Source organism: Nonomuraea sp. NPDC001699 (assembly GCF_053596455.1).
The window spans coordinates 106,007-129,356 of sequence record NZ_JBSFGF010000023.1 but is presented as its reverse complement, the minus strand read 5'-3'; the positions used below and the strand labels follow the sequence as shown (position 1 = coordinate 129,356).

Below are 23,350 nucleotides of genomic sequence, written 5' to 3'. Positions count from 1 at the left end.
TATTTCGGTCAGGGGCGGAGGGCGGGCCGCCCACGGGACGGCCCGCCACGGGTCACCTCAGGAAGGCCGCGGCGACGCCCGCGTCCACCGGGACGTGCAGGCCCGTGGTGTGGGTCAGGTCGGACCCGGCGAGCGCGAAGACCGCCGCGGCCACGTGCTCGGGCAGGACCTCGCGCTTGAGCAGGGTGCGCCGGGCGTAGAACTCGCCCAGGCGCTCCTCCTCCACGCCGTACACCGCCGCGCGGTTGGCGCCCCAGCCGGAGGCGAAGATGCCCGAGCCGCGCACGACGCCGTCGGGGTTCACGCCGTTGACGCGGACGCCGTGCTCGCCCAGCTCGGCGGCCAGCAGGCGGACCTGGTGGGCCTGGTCGGCCTTGGCCGCGCCGTAGGCGACGTTGTTCGGCCCGGCGAAGACGGCGTTCTTGGAGGAGATGTAGACGATGTCCCCGCCCATCGCCTGGCTGATCAGCACCCGGGCGCATTCGCGGGAGACCAGGAACGAGCCGCGCGCCATCACGTCGTGCTGGAGGTCCCAGTCGTCCAGGCTGGTCTCCAGCAGGGAGCGCGACAACGACAGGCCGGCGTTGTTGACCACCAGGTCCACGCCGCCGAAGGCGAGCACGGCGGCCCGTACGGCGGCCACGACCTGCTCCTCGGACGTGACGTCCACCCCCACGGCCACGGCCGCGTCGGACGCCCGGTACGCCCCGGCGCCGATCTCGGCGGCGAGCTTCTCCGCGGCGGCCAGGTCGCGGTCGGCGAGCACCACGCACGCCCCTTCGGCCGCCAGCCGCCGCGCGGTCGCCGCGCCGATGCCCGAGCCCGCGCCGGTGATCAGCGCCACCCGCCCGGCCAGCGGCTTCGGCTTCGGCATCCGGCGCAGCTTGGCCTCCTCCAGCTCCCAGTACTCGATCCGGAACTTCTCCGACTCCGGGATGGGCGCGTAGGCGGAGACGGACTCGGCGCCGCGCATGACGTTGATCGCGTTGACGTAGAACTCGCCGGCCACGCGGGCGGTCTGCTTGTCCTTGCCGAAGGAGAACATGCCGACGCCGGGCACCAGCACGATCGCCGGGTCCGCGCCGCGCATCGGCGGCGAGTCCGGGCCGGCGTGGCGCTCGTAGTAGGCGGTGTAGTCGGCGCGGTAGGCGGCGTGCAGCTCGCGCAGCCGCTCGACGGCCCGCTCCAGGGGCGCGTCCGGCGGCAGGTCCAGGACCAGCGGGGCGACCTTGGTGCGCAGGAAGTGGTCGGGGCAGGACGTGCCGAGCGCGGCCAGGCGCGGATGCTCGGCGCGGGAGAGGAAGTCCAGCACCTCCGGGGTGTCGGTGTAGTGGCCGACCTGCCGCAGGTCGGAGGAGGCCAGCCCCCGCACGACCGGGAACAGCGCGGCGGCCCGCGCGTGCCGTTCGGCCTCCGGCAGCGGCTCGTGCAGCACGGACCCGAACGGGTCGGGGCGGCCGTTGGCGGCCAGGTACTCCTCGGCGGTGCGGATGATCTCCAGCGAGCGGGCCTCGCACTCCTGCGAGGTGGCGCCCCAGGCGGTGATGCCGTGGCCGCCGAGCACGCACCCGACGGCCTGCGGGTTGGCCTCCTTGACGGCCGCGATGTCCAGGCCGAGCTGGAAGCCGGGCCGCCGCCAGGGCACCCACACCACGCGGTCGCCGAAGACGCGCCGGGTCAGCTCCTCGCCGTCGCGGGCGGTGGCCAGGGCGATCCCGGCGTCGGGGTGCAGGTGGTCGACGTGGGCGGCCTCGACCAGGCCGTGCATGGCGGTGTCGATCGAGGGGGCGGCGCCGCCCCGGCCGTGCAGGCAGTAGTCGAAGGCGGCGACCATCTCGTCCTCGCGCTCGACGCCGGGGTAGACGCCGGCGAGCGCGCGCAGGCGGTCCAGGCGCAGGACGGCCAGGCCGTCCTCCTTGAGCGTGCCGAGGTCGCCGCCCGAGCCCTTGACGTAGAGCAGCTCGACGTCCTGGCCGGTCACCGGGTCGGGGGCGTGGCCCTTGGCGGAGGTGTTGCCGCCGGCGAAGTTGGTGTTGCGCGGGTCGGCGCCCAGTCGGTGCGAACGGCCCAGCAGTTCGTTGATGACGTGCATGGTGGTCAGGCCCCCCAGCCGGCCTGCGTGCCGCCGATCCGCTCGGCGGCGATTTTCTCGAAATATCCGGACTTGGCGTACGCGGCCATCGGGTCGGGCGCGAGGCCCGTCTCCTCACGCAGCTCGGCGAGCAGCGGCCGCACGTCGGTGTTGTAGGCGTCCATGAGCACGGCGTTCGCGCCCAGCACGTCTCCCCCGGCCTGGGCGGCGGCCAGCGCGTCGCGGTCGACCAGCAGCGCCTTGGCGGTGGCCTCCTGGACGTTCATGACCGAGCGGATCTGGCCGGGGATCTTGGGCTCGATGTTGTGGCACTGGTCGAGCATGAACGCGACGCCCGCCTCCAGGCCGCCGCCGCGCGCGACCTCGTACATGATGCGGAAGAGCTGGAACGGGTCGGCCGCGCCCACCATGAGGTCGTCGTCGGCGTAGAAGCGGGAGTTGAAGTCGAAGCCGCCGAGCTTCCCCTCGCGCAGCAGGAACGCCACGATGAACTCGATGTTGACGCCCGGCGCGTGGTGACCGGTGTCCACGACGACCTGCGCCTTGGGGCCGAGCCTCAGGCAGTGGGCGTAGGCGGTACCCCAGTCGGGCACGTCGGTGGTGTAGAAGGCGGGCTCGAACAGCTTGTACTCCAGCAGGAAGCGCTGGTCCCCGCCGAGCCGGGCGTACACCGCGGCCAGGGCCTCGGCCAGGCGGTCCTGGCGGGCGCGGATGTCGTCCTGGCCGGGGTAGTTGGTGCCGTCGGAGAACCACAGCTTGAGCGTGGCCGAGCCGGTGGCGTCCATGATGTCGACGCACTCCAGCAGGTGCGCCAGCGCCTTGCGGCGGACCGCGGGGTCGGGGTTGGTGACGCTGCCGAGCATGTAGGCGTCGTCCTGGAAGACGTTGGAGTTGATCGCCCCGATGCCGACGCCCAGCTCGCGGGCGTGGGCGGCCAGGTGGCCGTAGTCGGCCACCTTGTCCCAGGGGATGTGCAGGGCGACGGTGGGGGCGACGCCGGTGTGGGCGTGCACCTGGGCGGCGTCGGCCAGTTTCTCGTACGGGTCGCGCGGCACGCCCCGCTGCGCGAACACCTTGAACCGGGTGCCGCTGTTGCCGTACGCCCACGACGGGGTCTCGATGTGCAGCGCGCGCAGGGCGGCCTTGATGTCAGTGGTCATGACTTCCCGATCAGTCCAGGTGGAACACTTCGTCCAGCGGCCGCATGCCCTCGTCGGGCCGGCCGTCGAGGTCTTCGAAGAAGGGCGCCATCTCGGCCTGCCAGCGGGCGTTGACCTCGGTGGCGGCCATCGCCTCCTTCGCGGCCTCGAAGTCGGCGGTCTCCAGGTAGCCCACGAGCAGGCCGTCGTCCCGCAGGAAGAGCGAGTAGTTGTGCCAGCCGGCGCGGCGCAGCGCGTCGAGCATGTCCGGCCAGACGGCCCGGTGGCGTTCGCGGTACTCCGCCAGCCGCTCGGGACGGACCTTGAGCAGGAAGCAGGCGCGTCGCACGGTCACCCCTCTTCAAAACGTTTTAATGCGTCGCCGGAAAACTACGATCTCTCGCGGACCGCTGTCAATGCGTCCTCCCCTGCCACGTGGGCGGCACTGGCCAACATCACGTTGGTACGTTTTAATAGGGCGCCATGGCCATGGTCAGCATCAAGGACGTCGCCGCCCACGCCGGCGTCTCCCCCGGCACGGTCTCCAACGTGCTGAACAGACCGGCGAAGGTCGCCACGGCGACCCGCGAACGGGTGGAGGCCGCGATCCGGGAGCTGGGGTTCGTCCGGCACGGCTCGGCCTCGACCCTGCGCGCCGGCCACAGCAGGACGATCGGCCTGAGCGTCATCGACATCGGCAACCCGTTCTTCACCGAGGTCGCCGCCGGGGTCGAGGACGTCGCCAGCGAGCTGGGCTACGCGGTGATCCTCGGCAACTCGGCGGGCTCCCCCGGCAAGGAGGAGCGCAACCTGGGCGTGCTGGCCGAGCAGCGGGTGCGCGGCGTGCTGATCACGCCTTCGGGCGAGGACCCGGCCCGGCTGGACCGGCTGCGCGAGCGCGGCATCAGCGTGGTGCTCGTCGACCATCCGGCCCACCGCCCCGACCAGTGCGCGGTCGCGGTGGACGACGTGGCGGGCGGCCGGGCCGCGGTGGCGCACCTGCTGGCCAGAGGCGGGCACGCGAGCGGTCACAGCGTGGCGTACGTGACCGGGCCGCTGACCATCCGCCAGTGCGCCGAGCGGCGGCGGGGCGCGGCGGAGGCGCTGGCGGCGGCCGGGCTGGACCCGGGCTCGCTGCGGGTGGTCGAGGCGGCCGCGATGACCGCCCGCGCGGGCGAGAAGGCCGCCGCCGACCTGATGGCGGACGGCCTGCCCGAGGCCGTGTTCTGCGCCAACGACCTGCTCGCGCTGGGCGTGCTGCGGGCCCTGCTGCGCGCCGGGGTGCGGGTGCCCGACGACGTGGCCCTGATGGGCTACGACGACATCGACTTCGCCGCCGCCTCCGCCGTGTCGCTCAGCTCGATGCGGCAGCCGACGTACCAGCTCGGCCGCATCGCCACCGAACTGCTGCTGGACGAGTGCGACAACCCGGACGAGCACGCCCACCAGCACATCATGTTCCAGCCCGAACTGGTCGAGAGGGAGTCCACCCAATGAGCCGATTCGCCGCCGTGGACCTGGGCGCCTCCAGCGGCCGGGTGATGGTCGCCGACCTGTCGGACGGGCTCGCCACGTCCGAGGTCCACCGCTTCCCCAACGGCCCGGTCCGCCTGGCCGGCCGCCTCCACTGGGACGTCCTGGGCCTCTACCGCGAGATCCTCACCGGCCTGCGGGCGGCCGGGCCGGTCGGCTCGATCGGGGTCGACTCGTGGGCCGTCGACTACGGCCTGCTCGACGAGTCCGGCGCGCTGCTCGGCAACCCGGTCCACTACCGCGACGACCGTACGCGGGGGGTGGCCGGGCAGGTGGCCGAGACGGTCGGCGCCGAGGCGCTGTACGCGGTGTCCGGGCTCCAGGTGCTCCCGTTCAACACCGTCTACCAGCTCCTGGCCGACGACCGCCTGGACCAGGCCGCGACGATGCTGCTGGTGCCCGACCTGATCGGCTACTGGCTGACCGGCGAGCTGGGCGCCGAGGTGACCAACGCCTCGACCACGGGCCTGCTCGACGTGCGCACCCGGTCCTGGGCGGCGCCGCTGATCGACCGGCTGGGCCTGCCCGGGGGCATCTTCCCGCGGCTGCGGCAGCCCGGCGAGCCGGTCGGCGGGCTGCGCCGCGACGTCGCGGCGGAGATCGGCTTCTCCGCGCCGGTGCGGGCGGTGGCCTCGCACGACACCGCCTCGGCGGTGGCCGCCGTGCCGGCCGGCGGGCCCGCCTTCGCCTACATCTCGTGCGGCACCTGGTCGCTGGCCGGGGTGGAGCTGACCGGCCCCGTGCTCACCGAGGCGGGCCGGGCGGCCAACTTCACCAACGAGGCCGGGATCGACGGCACCGTCCGCTACCTGCGCAACGTCATGGGGCTGTGGCTGCTGCAGGAGTGCCTGCGGGCCTGGCCCGGCTCCTCTCTGGAGGACCTGCTGGCGGCGGCGGCCCGGGAGCGTCCCTTCGCCGCCGTGGTCGACCCGGACCTGCCCGCGTTCCTGCCGCCGGGCGACATGCCCGCGCGGATCGCCGCCGAGTGCCGCCGCACCGGGCAGCGGCCGCCCTCCACGCCCGCGGGTTTCGTGCGCTGCGTGCTGGAGAGCCTGGCGCTGGGGCATCGGCACGCGATCCGGCAGGCGATGGAGCTGTCGGGCCGCGACGTCGAGGTGGTGCACCTGGTGGGCGGCGGGTCGCGCAACGAGCTGCTGTGCCGGTTCACGGCCGACGCCTGCGGCCTGCCGGTCGTGGCCGGGCCCGCCGAGGCGACCGCGCTCGGCAACGTCCTGGTGCAGGCGCGGGCGGCCGGGCTGGTCTCCGACCTGGCCGGGATGCGCGCCCTGGTGGCCTCCACGCAGGAGCTGCGCCGGTACGAGCCCTCCGGCGACGCGAGCGCCTGGGACGAGGCCGCCGCCCGCCTGACCTGACCCGGCCCGTCCCCGCACATACGCCTTTGACCTGGCACTTCGGTTTCCTCCCGGCGGCGAGGGGGAGGACGAAGTCCAGGGGCACGGGCGCCGGGGGGAACGCGATGCCGAGCAAGGAGCGGGTGCTGCGGCTGCTGTCGCAGGGGCTGGACTACACCGAGATCGCCAGGTTGCTGGGGGTGCCCGCGGGACGGGCGTACCTGATCGCGACGGGCGTGCCGGCCGACGGGAGCGACGCCGTGGCGCGCCGCCGGGGACGGCCGGGCCTGCTGACCGGCCGCACCCAGCAGCTCGTCAACCCGCGCGAGGTCGGGCCGGTCGAACGCGGCGACGTGCACGCCTGGATGCGCGAGCGGGCCTGGAGCGACCGGCGCATGCGCCAGGCGGGGACGTGAGCGGCATGGGGTTCTCCTGGCCGCTGCTGCGGCAGCTCACCGGCAAGGACAGGCTCGGCCGGGCGGCGGCGGTGAAGTCGCCGCGCACGGGCGAGCACCCGGCCCGGACGGCCGCCGCCGACCGCGTGGTCAAGTCGGTGTGCCCGTACTGCGCGGTGGGCTGCGCCCAGAACGTCTACGTCAGCGACGAGAAGGTCGTGCACATCGAGGGCGATCCCGACTCGCCCATCAGCAGGGGCCGGCTGTGCCCGAAGGGCGCCTCCAGCCTCCAGCTCACCACTGGCTCGGGCCGGCTGAACAAGGTGCTCCACCGCCCGCCGGGCGCCGCCGACTGGCGGGAGATCGACCTGGAGACCGCCATGGACATGGTGGCCGACCGGATCATCGCCACCCGCCGGGCGACCTGGGAGTGGGAGAACAAGGGCCGCCGGGTGGCCCGCACGATGGGCATCGCCAGCCTGGGTGGCGCGACGCTGGACAACGAGGAGAACTACCTCATCAAGAAGCTGCTCACCGCGCTCGGCGTGGTGCAGATCGAGAACCAGGCGCGGGTGTGCCACAGCTCGACCGTGGTGGGGCTGGGCACGTCGTTCGGGCGCGGCGGGGCCACGACGTTCCTGCAGGATCTCCAGCACTCCGACTGCGTGCTGATCCAGGGGTCGAACTTCGCCGAGGCGCATCCGGTCGGGTTCCAGTGGGTGATGGAGGCCAAGGCGCGCGGCGCGGTGGTCATCCACGTGGATCCGCGCTTCACCCGTACCAGTGCGCTGGCCGACCTGCACGTGCCGATCAGGGCGGGCTCGGACGTGGCCTTCCTCGGCGCGATCGTCAACCACGTGCTGGAGAACGAGCTGTTCTTCCGCGACTACGTCCTGCACTACACCAACGCGTCGACCATCCTGCGGGAGGACTACCGCGACGCCGAGGACCTCGACGGCCTGTTCTCCGGCTTCGACGCGGAGAACCGCTGCTACGAGGACGACACCTGGCAGTACGAGGGCATGCACACCGTCGCGGCCTCCGGCGAGCGGGACGAGGACTACGACCGCCCGGCGGGCAGCATGCCGGCCGGCCGCCCCGAGGTGCAGGGAGGCACCGGCGTCCCGCTCAGCGGCGAGCCGCGGCGGGACGAGACGATGCGGCACCCGCGCTGCGTGCTGCAGGTCCTGCGCCGCCACTTCGCCCGCTACACGCCGGAGATGGTGCAACGGGTGTGCGGGGTGCCGCCGGAGCTGTTCGCCCAGGTCTGCCGGCACCTGACGGAGAACTCCGGGCCGGAGCGGACCGCCGAGTTCGTCTACGCCGTGGGCTGGACGCAGCACAGCGACGGCGCGCAGTTCATCCGCACGGCCAGCATCCTGCAACTGCTGCTCGGCAACATCGGCCGCCCCGGCGGCGGCATCCAGGCGCTGCGCGGGCACGCCAGCATCCAGGGCTCCAGCGACATCCCGACGCTGTTCAACCTACTGCCCGGCTACATCCCGATGCCGCACGCCCACGAGCACGAGAAGATGCGCGACTTCCTGCGCGCCGACGCCTCCTGCCGCGGCTTCTGGGCGAACATGCCCGCCTACCTGGTGAGCCTGCTCAAGGCGTGGTGGGGGCCGGCCGCGACGCGCGACAACGACTTCCGCTTCGACTACCTGCCGCGCCTGACGGGCTCGCACAGCACGTACGACACCGTGCTGGCGCAGCTCGACGGCACCTGCAAGGGCTACCTGCTGCTCGGCGAGAACCCGGCCGTGGGCTCGGCCAACTCCCGGATGCAGCGCCTCGGCATGGCGCGGCTCGACTGGCTTGTGGTGCGCGACCTCAACCTGATCGAGAGCGCCACCTGGTGGAAGGACGGCCCGGAGATCGAGACCGGCGAGCTGGTCACCTCCGAGATCGGCACCGAGGTGTTCTTCTTCCCCGCCGCGGCCCACACCGAGAAGAGCGGCAGCTTCACCAACACCAACCGCTGGCTGCAGTGGCACCACCGGGCCGTCGAGCCGGACGGCGACGCGCGCAGCGACCTGTGGTTCATGTACCACCTCGGGCGCATCATCCGGCGCAAGCTGGCCGGTTCCGCCGACCCGATGGACCGTCCCCTGCTCGACCTGACCTGGGACTACCCGGTCGAGGGCGAGACGGCCGAGCCGGTCGCCGAGGCGGTGCTCGCCGAGATCAACGGCTGGGACGCCGAGGGCCGCCCGCTCGACGCCTACACCCAGCTGAAGGACGACGGCTCGACGGTGTGCGGCTGCTGGATCTACTGCGGCGTGTACGCCGGCGGCGTCAACCGGGCCGCCCTGCGTCAACCGGCCGCCGAGCAGGACTGGGTCGCCGCCGGGTGGGCGTGGGCGTGGCCGGCCAACCGGCGGGTGCTCTACAACCGGGCCTCGGCCGCACCCGACGGCCGTCCGTGGAGCGAGCGCAAGAAGCTCGTCTGGTGGGACGAGGAGGCCGGCCGCTGGACCGGGCTCGACGTGCCGGACTTCGAGGAGGGCAAACCGCCGTCCTACCGGCCCGAGCCGGGGGCGCAGGGCCCGGCGGCCTTGTCGGGCATCGACCCGTTCATCATGCAGGCCGACGGCAAGGGCTGGCTGTTCGCCCCCTCGGGCGTGGTGGACGGCCCGCTGCCCAGCCACTTCGAGCCCCAGGACTCGCCGGTCGCCAACCCGCTCTACGGGCGGCAGCGCAACCCGGCCCGCAAGCTCTACCGGCACGAGGACAACCGTTACCAGCCGAGCGGGGAGGAGCCGGGCGCGTCGGTCTACCCGTACGTGGTGACCACGTACCGGCTGACCGAGCACTTCACGGCGGGCGGCATGAGCCGGCACACGCCGTACCTGGCCGAGCTGCAGCCGGAGATGTTCTGCGAGGTCTCGCCCGAGCTGGCCGCCGAGCGCGGGCTCGTGCACGGCGAGTGGGCCACGGTCATCACCGCGCGCGGCGCCATCGAGGCGCGCGTGCTGGTCACCGACCGGATCGCGCCGCTGCACCTGAACGGCAAGGTCATCCACCAGATCGGGCTGCCGTTCCACTTCGGCCCCAACGGTCTGGCCAGGGGCGACGCGGCCAACGAGCTGGTCTCGATCTCGCTCGACCCCAATTCCCACATCCAGGAGGTCAAGGCCCTGTCGGCCGACATCCGCCCGGGACGCAGGCCACGCGGCCCGGCCCTGCCGGAGCTGGTGCTGGCCTACCGGCGGCGGGCGGGCGTGACCGAGGACACCGGAACGGAGGTGTGAGCCGTGGCCTTCGACCTCGACCGGGCGCCGCTCGACGCCGGATACGACGACCCGCCCAAGCGCATGGGCTTCTTCACCGACACCAGCATCTGCATCGGGTGCAAGGCGTGCGAGGTGGCCTGCAAGGAGTGGAACGCGGTGCCCGAGGACGGCCTGCTCTTCACCGGCATGTCCTACGACAACTCCGTCGGGCTCGGCGCCGACACCTGGCGGCACGTCGCGTTCGTCGAGCAGCGCAAGCCGCTCGGCCACCAGGAGACCGGCGCCCGTGACATGGACTTCCGCTGGCTGATGGCCTCCGACGTGTGCAAGCACTGCACGCACGCGGCCTGCCTCGACGTCTGCCCGACCGGGTCGCTGTTCCGCACCGAGTACGGCACGGTCGTCGTCCAGGAGGACGTCTGCAACGGCTGCGGCTACTGCGTGCCCGCCTGCCCGTTCGGGGTGATCGGCCGGCGCGAGACGAGCGGCACGGCCGCCAAGTGCACGATGTGCTACGACCGGCTGGAGGTCGGCCAGGAGCCGGCCTGTGCCAAGACGTGCCCGACGGACTCCATCCAGTTCGGCGAGCTGGACGAGCTGCGTGAACGCGCCGACCGCCGCCTGGAGCAGGTGCGCGCGGCGGGCGCGTCCTCGGCCCGCCTGTACGGCCACGACCCCGCCGACGGTGTGGGCGGCACCGGCGCCTTCTTCCTGCTGCTGGACGAGCCGCAGGTGTACGGCCTGCCGCCGGACCCGGTGGTGACCACCGCGGATCTGCCGTCGATGTGGCGGCACGCCGGCGCGGCGGCGCTGGTGCTGCTGGCCGGGATGGCCGTGGCGGCCTGGAGGAGGGGCAGATGAGCAACCAGACCGACGTGCGCCTGGACGACGCGCCCGGCCTGCGCACCGAGCGCGAGGCCACGCCCGGCTCGGCGGGCCGCGGCGGGCGTTCCCTGCGTCCGCCCGAGCCGGAGGCCGAGTCCTACTACGGCCTGCCGGTCCTGAACGGCACGCCCTGGAGCGACCACGACATCGCCGGCTACCTGTTCCTCGGCGGCCTGGCCGGGGCCTCCTCCACGCTGGCGGCCGCCGCCGAGCTGACCGGACGTCCGGCGCTGGCCCGCGCCGCCAAGGTCGCCGCCGTGGGCGCGGTCGGCGGCTCGCTGTACGCGCTGATCCACGACCTGGGCAAGCCGTCGCGCTTCCTCAACATGTTGCGGGTGTTCAAGGTGACCTCGCCGATGAGCGTCGGCACCTGGATCCTGAGCGCGTACGGGCCGCAGGCCGGGCTCGCCGCGGCCACCGAGCTGACCGGGCGGTTCCCCCGGCTGGGCCGGGCGGCCACGGTGGGCGCGGGGCTGGCCGGGCCGGCGCTGGCGACCTACACCGCCGCGCTGATCTGCGACACGGCGGTCCCGGCCTGGCACGACGGGTTCAGGGAGATGCCGTTCCTGTTCGCGGGCTCGGCCGCGGCGTCGGCGGGCGGGCTCGGCATGCTGGCCGCGCCGCTCGCGCAGGCGGCCCCGGCCCGGCGGGTGGCGCTGCTGGGCGCGGCTCTGGAGTGCGCGGCGGCCGTCCGCATGGAACGCCGGATGGGCCTGACCGCCGAGCCGCTGCGGCGCAGCCGGCTGCTCAAGGCGGGTCAGGCGCTGTCGGTCGCGGGCGCGCTGCTCGGGCAGGGCCTCGGCCGCCGCAGCAGGGTCGCGGCGATGGCCGCCGGGGCTGCCCTGCTGGCCGGGTCGGTGTGCACCCGGTTCGGCGTCTTCCACGCCGGGACGGCCTCGGCGCGCGACCCCCGGTACACCGTCGAGCCGCAACGACAGCGGCTCGCCAAGTCGAGAGCGGAGCGTGATCTCACATGAGAAGAGTCGCCGAGTACCTGCCGTTCATGGGCATCGTGCTGGTCGTCTGCACGGCGTCCTGGATCGCGGGCAGGAGCAGGCCGGCCAGGCGCGCCTGAGCCCGTGCGGGCGGGCCCGGCCGGATCCGGCCGGGTCTGGCCGGATCCGTGCGCGGATCGGTCGGTGGGGCTTACGCTGTCAGCGGCGGCGCGGGGCATACGATCGGCAGATGACCGAAAAGACCGAAACCGCGCCTGGATGGCTGGCCCCCGAAGAGCTCGAATCGGTGCGCGGCCAGTTGCCGATCCTCTACATCGACGCCGTGCCGGTGCGGGTGGACGAGACCGGCGTGGTGACCCGGGTGGGCCTGCTGCTGCGGATCGCGGCGGACGGGACGGTCAGCCGGGCGCTGGTGTCGGGGCGGGTGCTGCTCCACGAGCGCGTCCGCGACGCGCTGCTGCGTCACCTGGAGAAGGACCTCGGGCCCGTGGCCCTTCCCCGCATCCCCGTCTCCCCGCAGCCCTTCACCGTCGCGGAGTACTTCCCGACGCCGGGCGTCACGCCGTACCACGATCCGCGCCAGCACGCGGTGTCCCTGGCCTACATCGTGCCCGTGGCCGGTGACTGCCGGCCCCGGCAGGACGCCCTGGACCTGGTCTGGTTCACCCCCGAGGAGGCGGCCTCGCCGGCCGTGCAGCAGGAGATGACCGGCGGCCAGGGAGTGCTGCTCAAGCAGGCTCTGGCCCACGTGAGCCGCCTGGTCTAAGGGCGTTCGGCGCCTCCTCGCACCCAGTGGTAGAGGGGGTCGCCGGGGCAGTCGGTGTCGTAGCCGTCCCGGTGGCCCTTGACCTCGTTGCCCGCGTCGCCGTGCTCGCGCAGGTACTCGATGGCGTCGACGAGCGCGTTGAGCAGGTCGTCGTTCGGTTCGGTGAACCCGGTGTTGCCGACCAGGGCGAGCACGGCGTAGTGGCCGGAGTTGAGCCCCGGGCCGTTGGCGGCGGGCAGGACGTGCGGGCCACGGCCCATGAAGGTGCGCCGGTGCGGGCAGCACACCATGTTGTAGCCGAGGTCGATGTAGGTCTCGCCGCGCCCGCCGGACATGTGCATGCGCTGGATGTCCCTCACCAGGTCGACGCATGTGTCGTGGTTGTCGGCGTCCGGCAGGTCGGAGGGCACCTTCCCGCCGGTGTAGTGGATCTTGACGCCTTTGGTGGAGGCCAGCCGGGTGTAGCTGGTGCTGGGCTTCTTCGCGTGCCAGTCGGCACGGGTGATCAGTTGCATGTGGTGTCTTTCCTGGTAGACGATGCCTCGCCACCAGAATGTCAACTTAAAGTAGTTGTGTCATCACTTTTTGTCACTAGATTCACGTGCCGTCAAAGAAAGCCTTCCGTGCTGGTCAGGCCGCCCTGCGCCGGTTCAGCCCCGCTTGTACACCGTGCGCTCGTGGACGACCGCGTAGGTGTTGCGCAGGGCCGCCATCGACTCGTCGTAGCTGGCCGCGGCGACGCCGGTGAACAGGCAGTCGACGACCATGAGCTGGGCGATGCGGCTGCCCAGGGCGCCCGAGCGGAACTGCGTCTCGCGGGCGGCGGTCGTCAGCGTCACGTCGGCGGCGGCGGCCAGCGGCGAGTCGCGGAAGTTGGTGATCGCCACCGTGGCCGCGCCCGACCGGCGGGCGATGGACAGGAACTCGACCGTGTCCACGGTCGCGCCGGTGTGCGAGACCGCGACGGTCACGCAGGTGGCGTCGAGCGTGGCCGCCGACGTCCAGGCCGAGTGGGCGTCGTGCCAGTTGATCGCGGTACGCCCGATACGTGAGAGCTTCTGCTGCAGGTCCAGGCCGACCAGCGCGCTCGCGCCCACGCCGAAGGTGTCGATCCGGCGCGCGGCCAGCAGCAGCGACACCGCCCTGGCCAGAGCGTCCATGTCGAGGGAGCGGGCCGTGTCGGCGATCGACAGCGTCTCGTTGGTGGCGACCTTGGAGACGATGCCCTCCAGGCTGTCGTGACGGTCGATGTCGCCCGACACCTCCGGCAGGCTCGACCTGGTCAGCTCCTCCCGGGCGGCGGCCCTGGTCAGGTCGATCCGGAAGTCCTTGAAGTGCGCGTACCCCATGCGCTGGTAGAAGCGCACGACCGAGGTGGTCGAGGTGGCGCAGCGGGCGGCCAGCTCGGCGATGGACAGGTTCGCGGCGGCGGCCGGATCGCCGGTGAACGTCTCGGCGATGCGCCGCTCCGACGGCCGTAACGCCGGCATGGCGGCCCGGATACGGATCAGCAGGCTTCCGTCGTCCTCGACCATTCGTCATCCACCCCTTGAGGAAATTTAGTACACCAGTGGTAGGGTCTGCGTAATTTTATGACCTACTGCTCTTGAGGAGACCACATGCCCCGTGGCGCGCTCTCCGCGATCGGCGCCGCCGCAGTGCTGTCCATCGCCCTGACCTCCTGTTCATCATCTTCCGGGCCCGCGACCAGCACCGGCGCAACGGGCAAGTCCGGCGGCGCCCTGGTCGTCGGCGTGACCTCCGACCCCGACACGCTCTTCCCCTGGAAGGCCACCCAGTTCACCGCCGTGAACGTGTTGCAGAACATCTACGGCACCCTCACCGAGTTCGACAAGGACCTGAACGTCGTGCCGGGCCTGGCCGAGTCGTGGCAGACGTCCGAGGACGGCAAGAAGCTGACCCTCACCCTGCGCAAGGGCGTGACGTTCGGCGACGGCAGCGCGTTCGACTCCAAGGACGTCAAGGCGTCCCTGGAGAAGATCATGGACGAGAAGACGGCCGCCGTGGCGCGGGCGTCGCTGGCGTCGGTGAAGTCCGTCGAGGCCCCCGACGAGAGCACGGTGGTGCTGGAACTGACCGGCCCCGACGCCGCGCTCCCGGCGAACCTGGCAACCGTCAACATGGCGATGCTCTCCTCCGACGACACCGAGGAGAAGCTCAACGCCACCCCCAACGGCACCGGCCCGTTCACGCTGGGCAAGCGCGTCCCGAGCCAGTCGCTGACGCTGGCCAGGAACGACAAGTACTGGGGCGCCGAGAAGCCCAAGGTGGGCAGCGTCGAGTTCCGCGTGATCCCCGACGAGTCGTCCATCGTCTCGGCCATGCAGTCGGGCAACGTGCAGCTCGCGGTCTTCAACGACCCGCTGGTCGCCCAGACCGCGCAGGGCGGCGGCACGATCACCGTCACCAAGACGCCGCAGCTCAGCTACCACGCCCTCCAGCTCAACGCGCAGCACGGCGACCTCAAGGACGTCAACGTGCGCCTGGCGATCCAGTGCGCGATCGACCGCAAGCAGGTGCTCGACACCGCCGCGCTCGGCGAGGGCGAGGTGACCGGGCCGATCACCGCCCCGGCCTTCAAGTCCGACCCGGCCCAGCGCCCCTGCCCGAGCCGCGACCTGGCCAAGGCCGCCGAGTACCTCGGCAAGGCGGGCAAGTCCGGCGGCGTGACGGTCAAGACCATCGTCTCCCAGGGCGAGTACGCCACCTCCGTCAACGAGGCCCAGAACCTCAAGGCGCAGCTCGCCGAAGCGAAGATCACCCTGGACCTGGAGGTGCTGGAGTCCGGCGCGTTCGTGGACCGCTGGGTGGCGGCCGACTTCGACGCGGCCGTCGCGCTGAACGGCGGGCGTCCCGACCCCGACGGCTCCTACGCCCGCTACTTCACCAGCAAGGGCAACCTGAACAAGGTCGCCGGGTACAGCTCGCCGGAGCTGGACAAGCTGTTCGCCGAGGGCAAGGCCACGACCGACCCGGCCGCCCGCAAGGCGATCTACGAGAAGGTCTCGGCCGAGCTGGAGGCCAACGCGCCCTGGATCTGGCTGTTCACCAGCTACACCTACACCGGGACCACCTCCAACGTGTCCGGGTTCGTGCCGATGGTCAGCGGGTCGCTGCAGTACCTGCGTACGACGTCCGTCGCCTGATGCGCCGGATCCTCGCCAACCGGGCCGTCCGGCGCGTGGCCTCGACGATCGGCACCCTGTTCGGGGTGGCCGTGTTCGTCTTCGTCATGCTCCGGGCGATCCCCGGCGACCAGATCACCGCGGGGCTCGGCACGGAGGCGGCCGCGCTCACCCCGGCGCAGCGCGTAGCCCTGGAGCAGTACTACGGGCTGGACCAGTCGCCGGTCACGCAGTTCTTCTCCTGGCTGGGCAACATGCTCACCGGCAACTTCGGCTACTCGGCCCGCTCGCAGCAGGGCGTGCTGGAGATGACGTTGCACTCGCTGCCGGTGACGTTCGAGCTGGCGGTGTTCTCGATCGTGCTGGCGCTGCTGCTGGGCGTGCCGCTCGGCATGTTGTCGGCGTCCAGGACGAACTCGCCGCGTGACGCCTTCGGCCAGGTCGTGAGCCTGGCGGGGCTGTCGGTCCCGGCGTTCCTGCTGGCCACGACGCTGCTGTCGATCTTCGCGGCGTCGTTCGGGTTCAACCCCAACGGCCAGGGCTTCGCCACGCTCGCCGAGGATCCGCTGCTCAACCTCCAGCAGATGTTCCTGCCCGCGCTCGTTCTCGGCTTCGGCATCGCCGCGCCGATCCTGCGCACCACCCGTACCGCGGTGCTGGAGGTGCGCTCGGAGGACTTCGTGCGCACCGCCCGCGCCAAGGGCGTGCCGCCGCGCCGGCTCCAGGTCAGGCACGTGCTCGGCAACGCGCTGGTGCCGATCGTGACGATGACCGGGCTGCAGTTCGGCTACCTGCTCGGCGGCGCGGTCGTGGTCGAGCAGATCTTCTCCGTGCCCGGCGTGGGCCGGCAGGTGCTGCTCGGCATCCAGCAGAAGGAGTACGCGGTCGTGCAGAGCACGGTCCTGGTCATCGCGCTGGCGTTCGTGCTGGTCAACCTGCTGACCGACATGCTGTACCGGATCATCGACCCGCGGGTGAGGGCGTCGTGACCGCGTTGCGCAGGAGCCCCGCCATGCTGGCGGGCACGATCGTGCTGCTGGTGCTGGCCGTGGTGGCGGCGCTGTCGTTCGCCGGGCTGCTCCCCTACGACCCGATCGCCCAGAATCCGCCCGACCGGTTCCTGGCGCCGTCCGGGGCGCACCTGTTCGGCACCGACCAGTTCGGCCGGGACGTCTTCTCCCGGGTGGCGTCCGGCGTCGGCAACTCGGCGCTCATCGCGGTGGTCGCGGTGGCCTTCGCCACCGTGGTCGGCACGCTGGGCGGGCTGGTGTCCGGCTTCTACCGCGGCTTCGCCGACGGCGCCATCGGCGGCGTGACGAACGTGCTGTTCGCGTTCCCGCCGCTGCTGCTCGCGCTCTCGCTGGCCTCGGTGCTGGACCGCAACTGGTTCACGGTCGCCGTCGCCATCGCGATCGTGTACGTCCCCATCTTCATCCGTGTCACGCGCGGCCCCGTGCTCTCCCTCAGGGAGATCGAGTACGTCAAGGCCGCGGTCTCCACCGGCCAGAGCCGCTGGCAGATCATGCTCAGGCACGTGCTGCCCAACATCACCTCGATCATCGTCATCCAGGTGGCGCTGTCGCTGTCGTGGGCGGTGCTGACCGAGGCGTCGCTGAGCTTCCTCGGCCTGGGCACGCCGCCGCCCGCCCCCTCGCTGGGCTCGATGATCTTCGAGGCGCGCAGCCTGGTGTTCATCGCCCCCTGGACGCTGATCGCGCCGGGCGCGGTCGTCGTCCTGCTGGTGGTGGGCCTGAACCTGCTCGGCGACGGCCTGCGTGACACTCTCGACCCCAGAACCCGAGGCAAGCGGTGAACCTCTCAGATCTGACCACGGAATCGGCAGACCCGCGTTTCGCGGGCATCGACACCATGAGCGTGGCCGAGCTCGCGGAGACCATGAACGCGGCCGACGCCACCGTCCCCGGCGCGGTCGCCGCGGCGCTGCCGCAGATCACCGGGGCCATCGAGGCCGCCGCCGAGCTGGTACACGCGGGCGGCCGGCTGGTCTACGTGGGCGCGGGCACGCCGGGCAGGCTCGGCGTGCTGGACGCCTCCGAGTGCCCGCCCACCTTCAGCACCCCACCCGAGCAGGTGTTCGCCGTCATCGCCGGCGGCGAGCGGGCGATCGTGCACCCGTGCGAGGGCGCCGAGGACGACGCGCAGGCCGGCGCGGCGGCGATCGACGCGGCCGGCATCGGGCCGCTGGACACGGTGGTCGGCATCGCCTCCAGCGGGCGCACGCCGTACGTGCTGGGCGCGGTGCGGCGGGCCCGCGAGCGCGGCGCGCTGACCGTGGGCCTGTCCTGCAACCCCGGCACCCCGCTCAGCGCGGCCGCCGAGCACGCGATCGAGGTGCTGGTCGGCCCCGAGGTGGTCAGCGGCTCGACCCGGCTCAAGGCGGGCACGGCGCAGAAGCTCGTGCTCAACATGTTCTCGACCATCGTCATGGTCCGGCTCGGCAAGACGTACGGGAACCTGATGGTCGACGTCAAGGCCAGCAACGGCAAGCTCAGGGAACGGGCGATCAGGATCGTGCGGACGATCGCCGGTGTCGACCGCGAGGAGGCGGAACGAGTGCTCGACCAGCACGGTTTCAACGTCAAGCAGGCGGTGCTCGGAGCCCGGCTCGGGCTCGGCCCGCAGGAGGCCGCGGCGCTGCTGGCACGCAGCGAAGGGCAGCTGCGGGTGGCGCTGGGGGAGTCGGCATGAAGATCCTCGGCATGATCTCCGGCACCTCGCACGACGGCATCGACGTGGCCCTGGTCGACTTCGCCCTGGACGGCGACGTGCTGACCGGCCGCGTGCTGCACACCGCGAGCACCCCGTACCCCGCCGAGCTGCGCGCCCGGCTGGTGGCCGCGCTGCCGCCCGCCCCGGTCACGCTGGCCGAGGTGTGCGTGCTCGACACGCTCATCGGCCAGTGCTTCGCCGAGGCCGCCGAGGCCGCGGCCGAGCAGGCCGGTCCGGCCGACCTGATCGTCTCCCACGGCCAGACGGTCTTCCACTGGGTGGAGGGCGCGCACGCGCGCGGCACCCTGCAGATCGGCCAGCCCTCGTGGATCGCCGAGCGCACCGGCTCGCCCGTGCTCTCGGACGTGCGCATCCGCGACATCACCGCGGGCGGGCACGGCGCCCCCCTGGTCTCCGTGCTCGACGACCTGCTGCTGGGCGGCCTGCTGCGGGACGGCCACGAGCGCGGCGCGGCGGCGCTCAACCTGGGCGGCATCTCCAACATGACCGTCGTGCGCGACGGCGGCCTGAGCGCCTACGACATCGGCCCGGCCAACGCCCTCATCGACGCCGTCGTCGCCGGCCGGGGCCTGAACCCGCGCGGCTTCGACGAGGACGGCCGGATCGCGGCCTCGGGGCAGGTGGACGAGCACCTGCTCGCCGTGCTGCTCGACGAGCCGTACTACCGGCTGGCCGCGCCGAAGAGCACCGGCAAGGAGCTGTTCCACCTCGCTTACGTCGAGGCGGCGACGGCGAAGGCGGGCCGCGAGCCGTCCGGACCCGACCTGGTGGCGACGCTGACCGAGCTGACGGTCCGCACGGTGGCCGCCGACGTCGCCGCGGCGGGCGTGGACGTGCTCGTCGTCTCCGGCGGCGGCTGCCGCAACCCGGTCATCATGGACGGCCTGCGTGCCGCGCTGCCCGGCGTGCGGGTGTCCCTGTCGGACGAGCTCGGCGCCCCGGCCGACGACAAGGAGGCCATCGCCTTCGCGCTCATCGGCTGGCTGACCGCCCACGGCCTGCCGGGCACGGTCCCCGGCGGCACGGGCGCGAAGGCCGCCCGCGTGCTGGGCACGCTGACGCCGGGCGCGGACCCGCTCGTCCTGCCCGCCCCGCTGCCCACGCCCCCGCGCTCCCTGGTGCTGCGCCGATGAGCCCTGCCCCCGACGCCGCCGTCCCTGCCCCTGCCCCTGCCCCGCCCGCGGGCGTGGTACGGGCGGCGCGCACGCCGTGGTTCGACCTGACCGAGTGCGCCGGCCACCGCACCGTGCGCCGCACGGACGACGGCACGGACGGCGGCGCGCTCGCCGGTGACGCGCCCATGACCCTCGGCACGTACCACGACCTGGCCTCGGTCACGAAGGTCGTCGCCACCACGACGGCCCTCATCCGCCTGGTCTCCGACCGGCTGGTGGACCTGGACGAGCGGGCGGGGGCGTACCTGCCGGCGGGCTGCCCGGAACAGGTCAGCGTGCGGGACCTGCTGCTGCACCGGGCGGGACTGTGGGAGTGGTGGCCGATGTACCTCGACCCGCGGGTGCCCGCCCCGCGCTACCCGCCCGGCCGCGAACGGCACTACTCCGACCTGGGCTTCATCCTGCTCGGCCGGGTGGTCGAGACCGTCACCGGCACGTCCCTGGACCGGGCGGTGGCCGAGCTGGTCACCGGCCCGCTCGGGCTGGACGACACCACGTACGCGCGGCCGGCGGGCCCCGAGGTGGCCATGAGCGCCCTGGACGACCGGGTCGAGATGCGCATGCTCGACACCTCCGAGCCGTACCCGGTGCCCTTCCGCGCCGCGGACTTCGCCGGCTGGCGGCGCGGGCCCGTGCTCGGCCAGGTCGCCGACGGCAACGCCTACCACGCCTTCGGCGGGGTGTCGGGCCACGCCGGGCTGTTCTCCACCGTCCCCGACCTGCTGCGCTACGCCGGCGCGCTGTCCCGCTACGAGGAGCACGACCGGTTGTGGCGGCCCGAGGTGGCCCGCGAGTTCTTCCGCCCCGGCCCCGACCCCGGCCAGGCGCTCGGCTTCCGCACCTACGAGCTCGTCCTGCGCGACGAGACCGTCACCGTGCTCGGCCACCCCGGCTACGTCGGCTGCGTCGTCGGGTTCGTCCCCGGCCGGGACGTCGCGATCGCGCTGGCGAGCAACCGCCTGCTGACGCCCGGCGTGCCGACGCCCACCGACGCCCTCTGGACCGGCCTGCTGCAGGCCATCACCCACCGATCGAGGACCGCATGACCCCGCTCCTGGAGATCCGCGACCTCTCCGTCGCCTTCCGCACCCGCAAGCAGGACGTCACCGTCGTCAGGAACGTCTCGATGGAGATCCTGCCGGGGCAGACCGTGGCCGTGGTCGGCGAGTCGGGCTCGGGCAAGTCCACCACGGCCGCCGCGGTCAACCGGCTGCTGCCCGCGGGCGGGCGCATCACGACCGGCCAGGTGCTGTTCGACGGCCGCGACCTGGCCGGGGTGAGCGAGCGCGAGATGACCGCCGTCCGGGGCGCGGGCATCGGCCTGGTGCCCCAGGACCCGATGTCCAACCTCAACCCGCTCATGCGCATCGGCGACCAGATCGGCGAGGCGCTGGAGGTGCACGGCCTGGCCGCGGGCAGGGCCGCGCGCGCCCGCGTGACCGAGCTGCTGGACATGGTCGGCATCCCCGATCCGGAGCGGCGGGCCGGGCAGTACCCGCACGAGTTCTCCGGCGGCATGCGGCAGCGGGCGCTCATCGCCATGGGCCTGGCCTGCCGGCCGAAGCTGCTCATCGCCGACGAGCCGACCTCCGCCCTGGACGTGACCGTCCAGCGCCGCATCCTCGACCAGCTCGGGCAGCTCACCGCCGAGATGGGCACGGCCGTCTTCCTCATCACGCACGACCTGGCGCTGGCCGCCGAGCGGGCCGACGTGGTGGCCGTCATGTACAAGGGCGAGATCGTGGAGACCGGCCCGGCGGCCGAGCTGCTGGCCGACCCGCGGCACGAGTACACCCGGCGGCTGCTGAAGGCCGTGCCGAGCCTGTCGTCGGTGCGGGTGGCCGAGCCCGGCCCGCGGGAGGCGGCCGAGGACCTGGTCGTGGTGGAGGACCTGCGCAAGGTGTTCCCGCTCAGAGGCGGTTCCGGCGAGTTCACGGCGGTGGACGGGGTCTCCTTCACGATCCCGCGCGGCCGTACCGTCTCGGTGGTGGGCGAGTCGGGCTCGGGCAAGTCGACCACCGCGAACCTGCTGCTCGGCCTGGACGGCATCACCTCCGGCCGGATCCTGTTCGACGGCACCGACCTGACCTCGCTCGGCCGCCGGGAGCTGTTCGCCTTCCGCCGCCGGGTGCAGCCGGTCTTCCAGAACCCGTACGCCTCGCTCGACCCCCGGTACACCGTGGAGAAGTCGATCGCCGAGCCGCTGCGCGTGCACCGCGTGGGCACCCCGGCCGAGCGCGCGAAGACCGTCGCCGAGCTGCTGGAGAAGGTGTCGCTGCCGGCGTCGGTGGCCGAGCGGCTGCCGCACGAGTTGTCCGGCGGCCAGCGGCAGCGGGTGGCCATCGCGCGGGCGCTGGCGCTCTCCCCCGAGCTGGTCGTGCTCGACGAGGCCGTCTCCGCGCTGGACGTGCTGGTCCAGGCCCAGATCCTGGAGCTGCTCGCCGACCTCCAGCGCGACCTCGGGCTCAGCTACCTGTTCATCAGCCACGACCTGGCCGTCGTACGGATGATCTCGCACCGGGTGCACGTGATGCAGGCGGGCCGGATCGTGGAGAGCGGCACGGCGGCCGAGATCTTCGACTCGCCGCGGGCCGACTACACCCGCGAGCTGCTCGCCGCCATCCCGGGTCAGGCCGCCTGATGGTAAGTTGGAAATCCGGACCTAGCTGAGCGGAGGGGCCTTGTCCCGCCCGAGACAGTGCTCGATCGCCAACGCGCTGGCCGTCGTGGGCGAGCGGTGGAGCCTGCTGGCGATGCGCGAGATCATGCTCGGGGTGCGCCGCTTCGACCAGATCGCCCGCAACACCGGCGCCAGCCGCGACATCCTCACCGCCCGGCTGCGCAAACTGGTCGAGGTGGGCCTGCTGGAGCGGGTGCCGTACGAGCGGCACCCGCCGCGCCACGAGTACGTCCTCACCGATGCGGGCCAGGCCCTGCACACGGTCCTGCTCGCCCTGATGGACTGGGGCGACCGGTACGTCACCGAAGGCGAGCCGCCCACCGTGTGGCGGCACTCGTGCGGCGAGCCCCTGGAGCCGCTCACGGTGTGCGCGAGCTGCCGGGAGCCGGTGCGCCCGCAGGAGCTGACCGTGATCCGGGTGGACCAGCCGCGGTAGCCGCTCTCCGGCGCGCGGTAGGGCTGACCCTACCGCGTACCGGCCCGCAGCCAGGATCGATCGGCGGGCGCCGGATCCGTAGCGTCATGGCCATGACATCCCTCCGGCACCGCGTCGCCGCCGACACCCGCTACGTCCTGCTCGGCCTGCCCATGGCCACCGCCTCCTTCACCCTCGCCGTGGCCGGCGTCTCGGCCGGGCTCGGCGCGGCGGTCGCGTTCGTGGGGCTCCCCGTCCTGGCCGCCACCGCCGCCTCGGCCCGCCACTTCGCCGACCTGGAGCGCGCCGCGCTGCCCGGCGTGCTCGGCCACCCGGTCTCCCGCCCCCGCTACGCGCAGACCCCCGCGGGGGCGGGTCTGTTCCGCCGCATGATGAACCCGCTGGCCTCCGGCCAGGCGGCGCTGGACCTGCTGCACGCGATCATCACCTTCCCGGTCTCGCTGGCCGCCGCCGTCGTGAGCGCGGTGTGGTGGGCGGGCGCCGTGCTCGGGCTGACCTTCCCGGTCTACGGCTGGGCGATCGCCGCGATCCCCGGCGTGGACGGCGGCCTGCCCGCGCTGCTCGGCCTCGGCACCGGGACCGTGCCGTTCGTGGTGTTCAACACGGCGGTCGGCCTGCTGTTCGCGCTCACGCTGGTCCCGGTGCTGCGCTCGGCCGCCCTGGTGAAGGCGAGCGTCTCCCAGGCCCTCCTGACCCGCGCCCACGTCCCTTCCCTGGGGAGCCCGTCCCTGGAGACCGCGTCCGCGGCCTGGGTGACAGCCCGATAGGGACGGGCTACCCTCCCAAGTGCCGAAGTTTCCGATCTTGT

General features: G+C 72.8%; 21 protein-coding genes. 16 read left to right on the top strand and 5 right to left on the bottom strand.

The genetic code is table 11. The features are described from left to right. Positions 1-52: 52 nt before the first annotated feature. From ACWCSU_RS42430 to ACWCSU_RS42420, 3 genes are read right to left on the bottom strand one after another with little or no spacing between them, the layout of a single operon-like run. The gene (locus tag ACWCSU_RS42430; protein ID WP_449942226.1) at positions 53-2,092 is read right to left on the bottom strand and encodes a bifunctional aldolase/short-chain dehydrogenase; all 2,040 of its coding nucleotides are present in this window, start codon (positions 2,090-2,092) and stop codon (positions 53-55) included. A gap of 5 nt (positions 2,093-2,097) precedes the next feature. Beyond that, positions 2,098-3,252: an L-rhamnose isomerase gene (rhaI, locus tag ACWCSU_RS42425; protein WP_357703386.1), complete on the bottom strand. Its 1,155-nt coding sequence runs from the start codon at positions 3,250-3,252 to the stop codon at positions 2,098-2,100. A 10-nt stretch (positions 3,253-3,262) separates the two neighbouring features. Continuing rightward, positions 3,263-3,580, bottom strand: coding sequence for an L-rhamnose mutarotase (locus tag ACWCSU_RS42420; protein ID WP_357703384.1), 318 nt, complete (start codon positions 3,578-3,580; stop codon positions 3,263-3,265). 134 nt (positions 3,581-3,714) lie between these two features. On the opposite strand from ACWCSU_RS42420, the gene ACWCSU_RS42415 reads away from it, so the two are divergent. From ACWCSU_RS42415 to ACWCSU_RS42385, 7 genes are all read left to right on the top strand, one after another. Then, a complete protein-coding gene (locus ACWCSU_RS42415) occupies positions 3,715-4,728 on the top strand; it encodes a LacI family DNA-binding transcriptional regulator (protein WP_357703382.1) in 1,014 nt (337 codons plus the stop codon). Further along, the gene (locus ACWCSU_RS42410) at positions 4,725-6,137 is read left to right on the top strand and encodes a rhamnulokinase (RefSeq protein WP_364097319.1); all 1,413 of its coding nucleotides are present in this window, start codon (positions 4,725-4,727) and stop codon (positions 6,135-6,137) included. Before ACWCSU_RS42415 ends, ACWCSU_RS42410 begins: the two co-directional genes overlap by 4 nt. Positions 6,138-6,241: 104 nt before the next feature. Beyond that, positions 6,242-6,532 (top strand): hypothetical protein, encoded by a 291-nt coding sequence (locus tag ACWCSU_RS42405; protein WP_449942225.1) that lies wholly within the window; start codon positions 6,242-6,244, stop codon positions 6,530-6,532. 5 nt (positions 6,533-6,537) lie between these two features. Then, complete coding sequence (gene fdh / locus ACWCSU_RS42400; RefSeq protein ID WP_357703430.1) at positions 6,538-9,765, top strand: formate dehydrogenase; 3,228 nt, start codon at positions 6,538-6,540, stop codon at positions 9,763-9,765. Positions 9,766-9,828: 63 nt separating this feature from the next. Continuing rightward, positions 9,829-10,608 carry a 4Fe-4S dicluster domain-containing protein gene (locus ACWCSU_RS42395; protein WP_357703428.1) on the top strand — a complete coding sequence of 260 codons (780 nt, stop codon included), beginning with the start codon at positions 9,829-9,831 and terminating at the stop codon, positions 10,606-10,608. Then, positions 10,605-11,609: an NrfD/PsrC family molybdoenzyme membrane anchor subunit gene (gene nrfD / locus ACWCSU_RS42390; protein ID WP_357703376.1), complete on the top strand. Its 1,005-nt coding sequence runs from the start codon at positions 10,605-10,607 to the stop codon at positions 11,607-11,609. Before ACWCSU_RS42395 ends, nrfD begins: the two co-directional genes overlap by 4 nt. Before the next feature lie 208 nt (positions 11,610-11,817). Further along, on the top strand, positions 11,818-12,354 hold the full coding sequence (locus ACWCSU_RS42385; protein WP_357703374.1) for an NUDIX hydrolase family protein: 537 nt from the start codon (positions 11,818-11,820) through the stop codon (positions 12,352-12,354). Here ACWCSU_RS42385 and ACWCSU_RS42380 read toward each other — a convergent pair. Beyond that, complete coding sequence (locus ACWCSU_RS42380) at positions 12,351-12,869, bottom strand: peptidoglycan recognition protein family protein (RefSeq protein ID WP_364097330.1); 519 nt, start codon at positions 12,867-12,869, stop codon at positions 12,351-12,353. The genes ACWCSU_RS42385 and ACWCSU_RS42380 overlap by 4 nt on opposite strands. Before the next feature lie 135 nt (positions 12,870-13,004). Further along, positions 13,005-13,889: a MurR/RpiR family transcriptional regulator gene (locus ACWCSU_RS42375; protein ID WP_357703370.1), complete on the bottom strand. Its 885-nt coding sequence runs from the start codon at positions 13,887-13,889 to the stop codon at positions 13,005-13,007. Positions 13,890-13,973: 84 nt separating this feature from the next. On the opposite strand from ACWCSU_RS42375, the gene ACWCSU_RS42370 reads away from it, so the two are divergent. The 9 genes from ACWCSU_RS42370 (at position 13,974) to ACWCSU_RS42330 (ending at position 23,309) form a co-directional block, all read left to right on the top strand. Further along, on the top strand, positions 13,974-15,521 hold the full coding sequence (locus ACWCSU_RS42370; protein ID WP_449942224.1) for an ABC transporter substrate-binding protein: 1,548 nt from the start codon (positions 13,974-13,976) through the stop codon (positions 15,519-15,521). Then, positions 15,521-16,489 (top strand): ABC transporter permease, encoded by a 969-nt coding sequence (locus ACWCSU_RS42365; protein ID WP_364097336.1) that lies wholly within the window; start codon positions 15,521-15,523, stop codon positions 16,487-16,489. Before ACWCSU_RS42370 ends, ACWCSU_RS42365 begins: the two co-directional genes overlap by 1 nt. Next, positions 16,486-17,313, top strand: coding sequence for an ABC transporter permease (locus ACWCSU_RS42360; protein WP_357703364.1), 828 nt, complete (start codon positions 16,486-16,488; stop codon positions 17,311-17,313). The genes ACWCSU_RS42365 and ACWCSU_RS42360 overlap by 4 nt, the downstream gene beginning before the upstream one ends. Then, positions 17,310-18,209: an N-acetylmuramic acid 6-phosphate etherase gene (gene murQ / locus ACWCSU_RS42355; RefSeq protein ID WP_449942222.1), complete on the top strand. Its 900-nt coding sequence runs from the start codon at positions 17,310-17,312 to the stop codon at positions 18,207-18,209. Before ACWCSU_RS42360 ends, murQ begins: the two co-directional genes overlap by 4 nt. After that, entirely contained in the window at positions 18,206-19,384 is a 1,179-nt protein-coding gene (locus ACWCSU_RS42350) for an anhydro-N-acetylmuramic acid kinase (RefSeq protein WP_449942221.1), read from the top strand. The genes murQ and ACWCSU_RS42350 overlap by 4 nt, the downstream gene beginning before the upstream one ends. After that, entirely contained in the window at positions 19,381-20,472 is a 1,092-nt protein-coding gene (locus tag ACWCSU_RS42345) for a serine hydrolase domain-containing protein (RefSeq protein ID WP_449942220.1), read from the top strand. The genes ACWCSU_RS42350 and ACWCSU_RS42345 overlap by 4 nt, the downstream gene beginning before the upstream one ends. Next, entirely contained in the window at positions 20,469-22,067 is a 1,599-nt protein-coding gene (locus ACWCSU_RS42340) for an ABC transporter ATP-binding protein (protein WP_449942219.1), read from the top strand. Before ACWCSU_RS42345 ends, ACWCSU_RS42340 begins: the two co-directional genes overlap by 4 nt. Positions 22,068-22,107: 40 nt before the next feature. Then, the gene (locus ACWCSU_RS42335; protein WP_364097351.1) at positions 22,108-22,542 is read left to right on the top strand and encodes a winged helix-turn-helix transcriptional regulator; all 435 of its coding nucleotides are present in this window, start codon (positions 22,108-22,110) and stop codon (positions 22,540-22,542) included. Between the two features lie 92 nt (positions 22,543-22,634). Further along, positions 22,635-23,309 carry a sensor domain-containing protein gene (locus ACWCSU_RS42330; protein ID WP_449942218.1) on the top strand — a complete coding sequence of 225 codons (675 nt, stop codon included), beginning with the start codon at positions 22,635-22,637 and terminating at the stop codon, positions 23,307-23,309. Positions 23,310-23,350 lie beyond the last annotated feature (41 nt).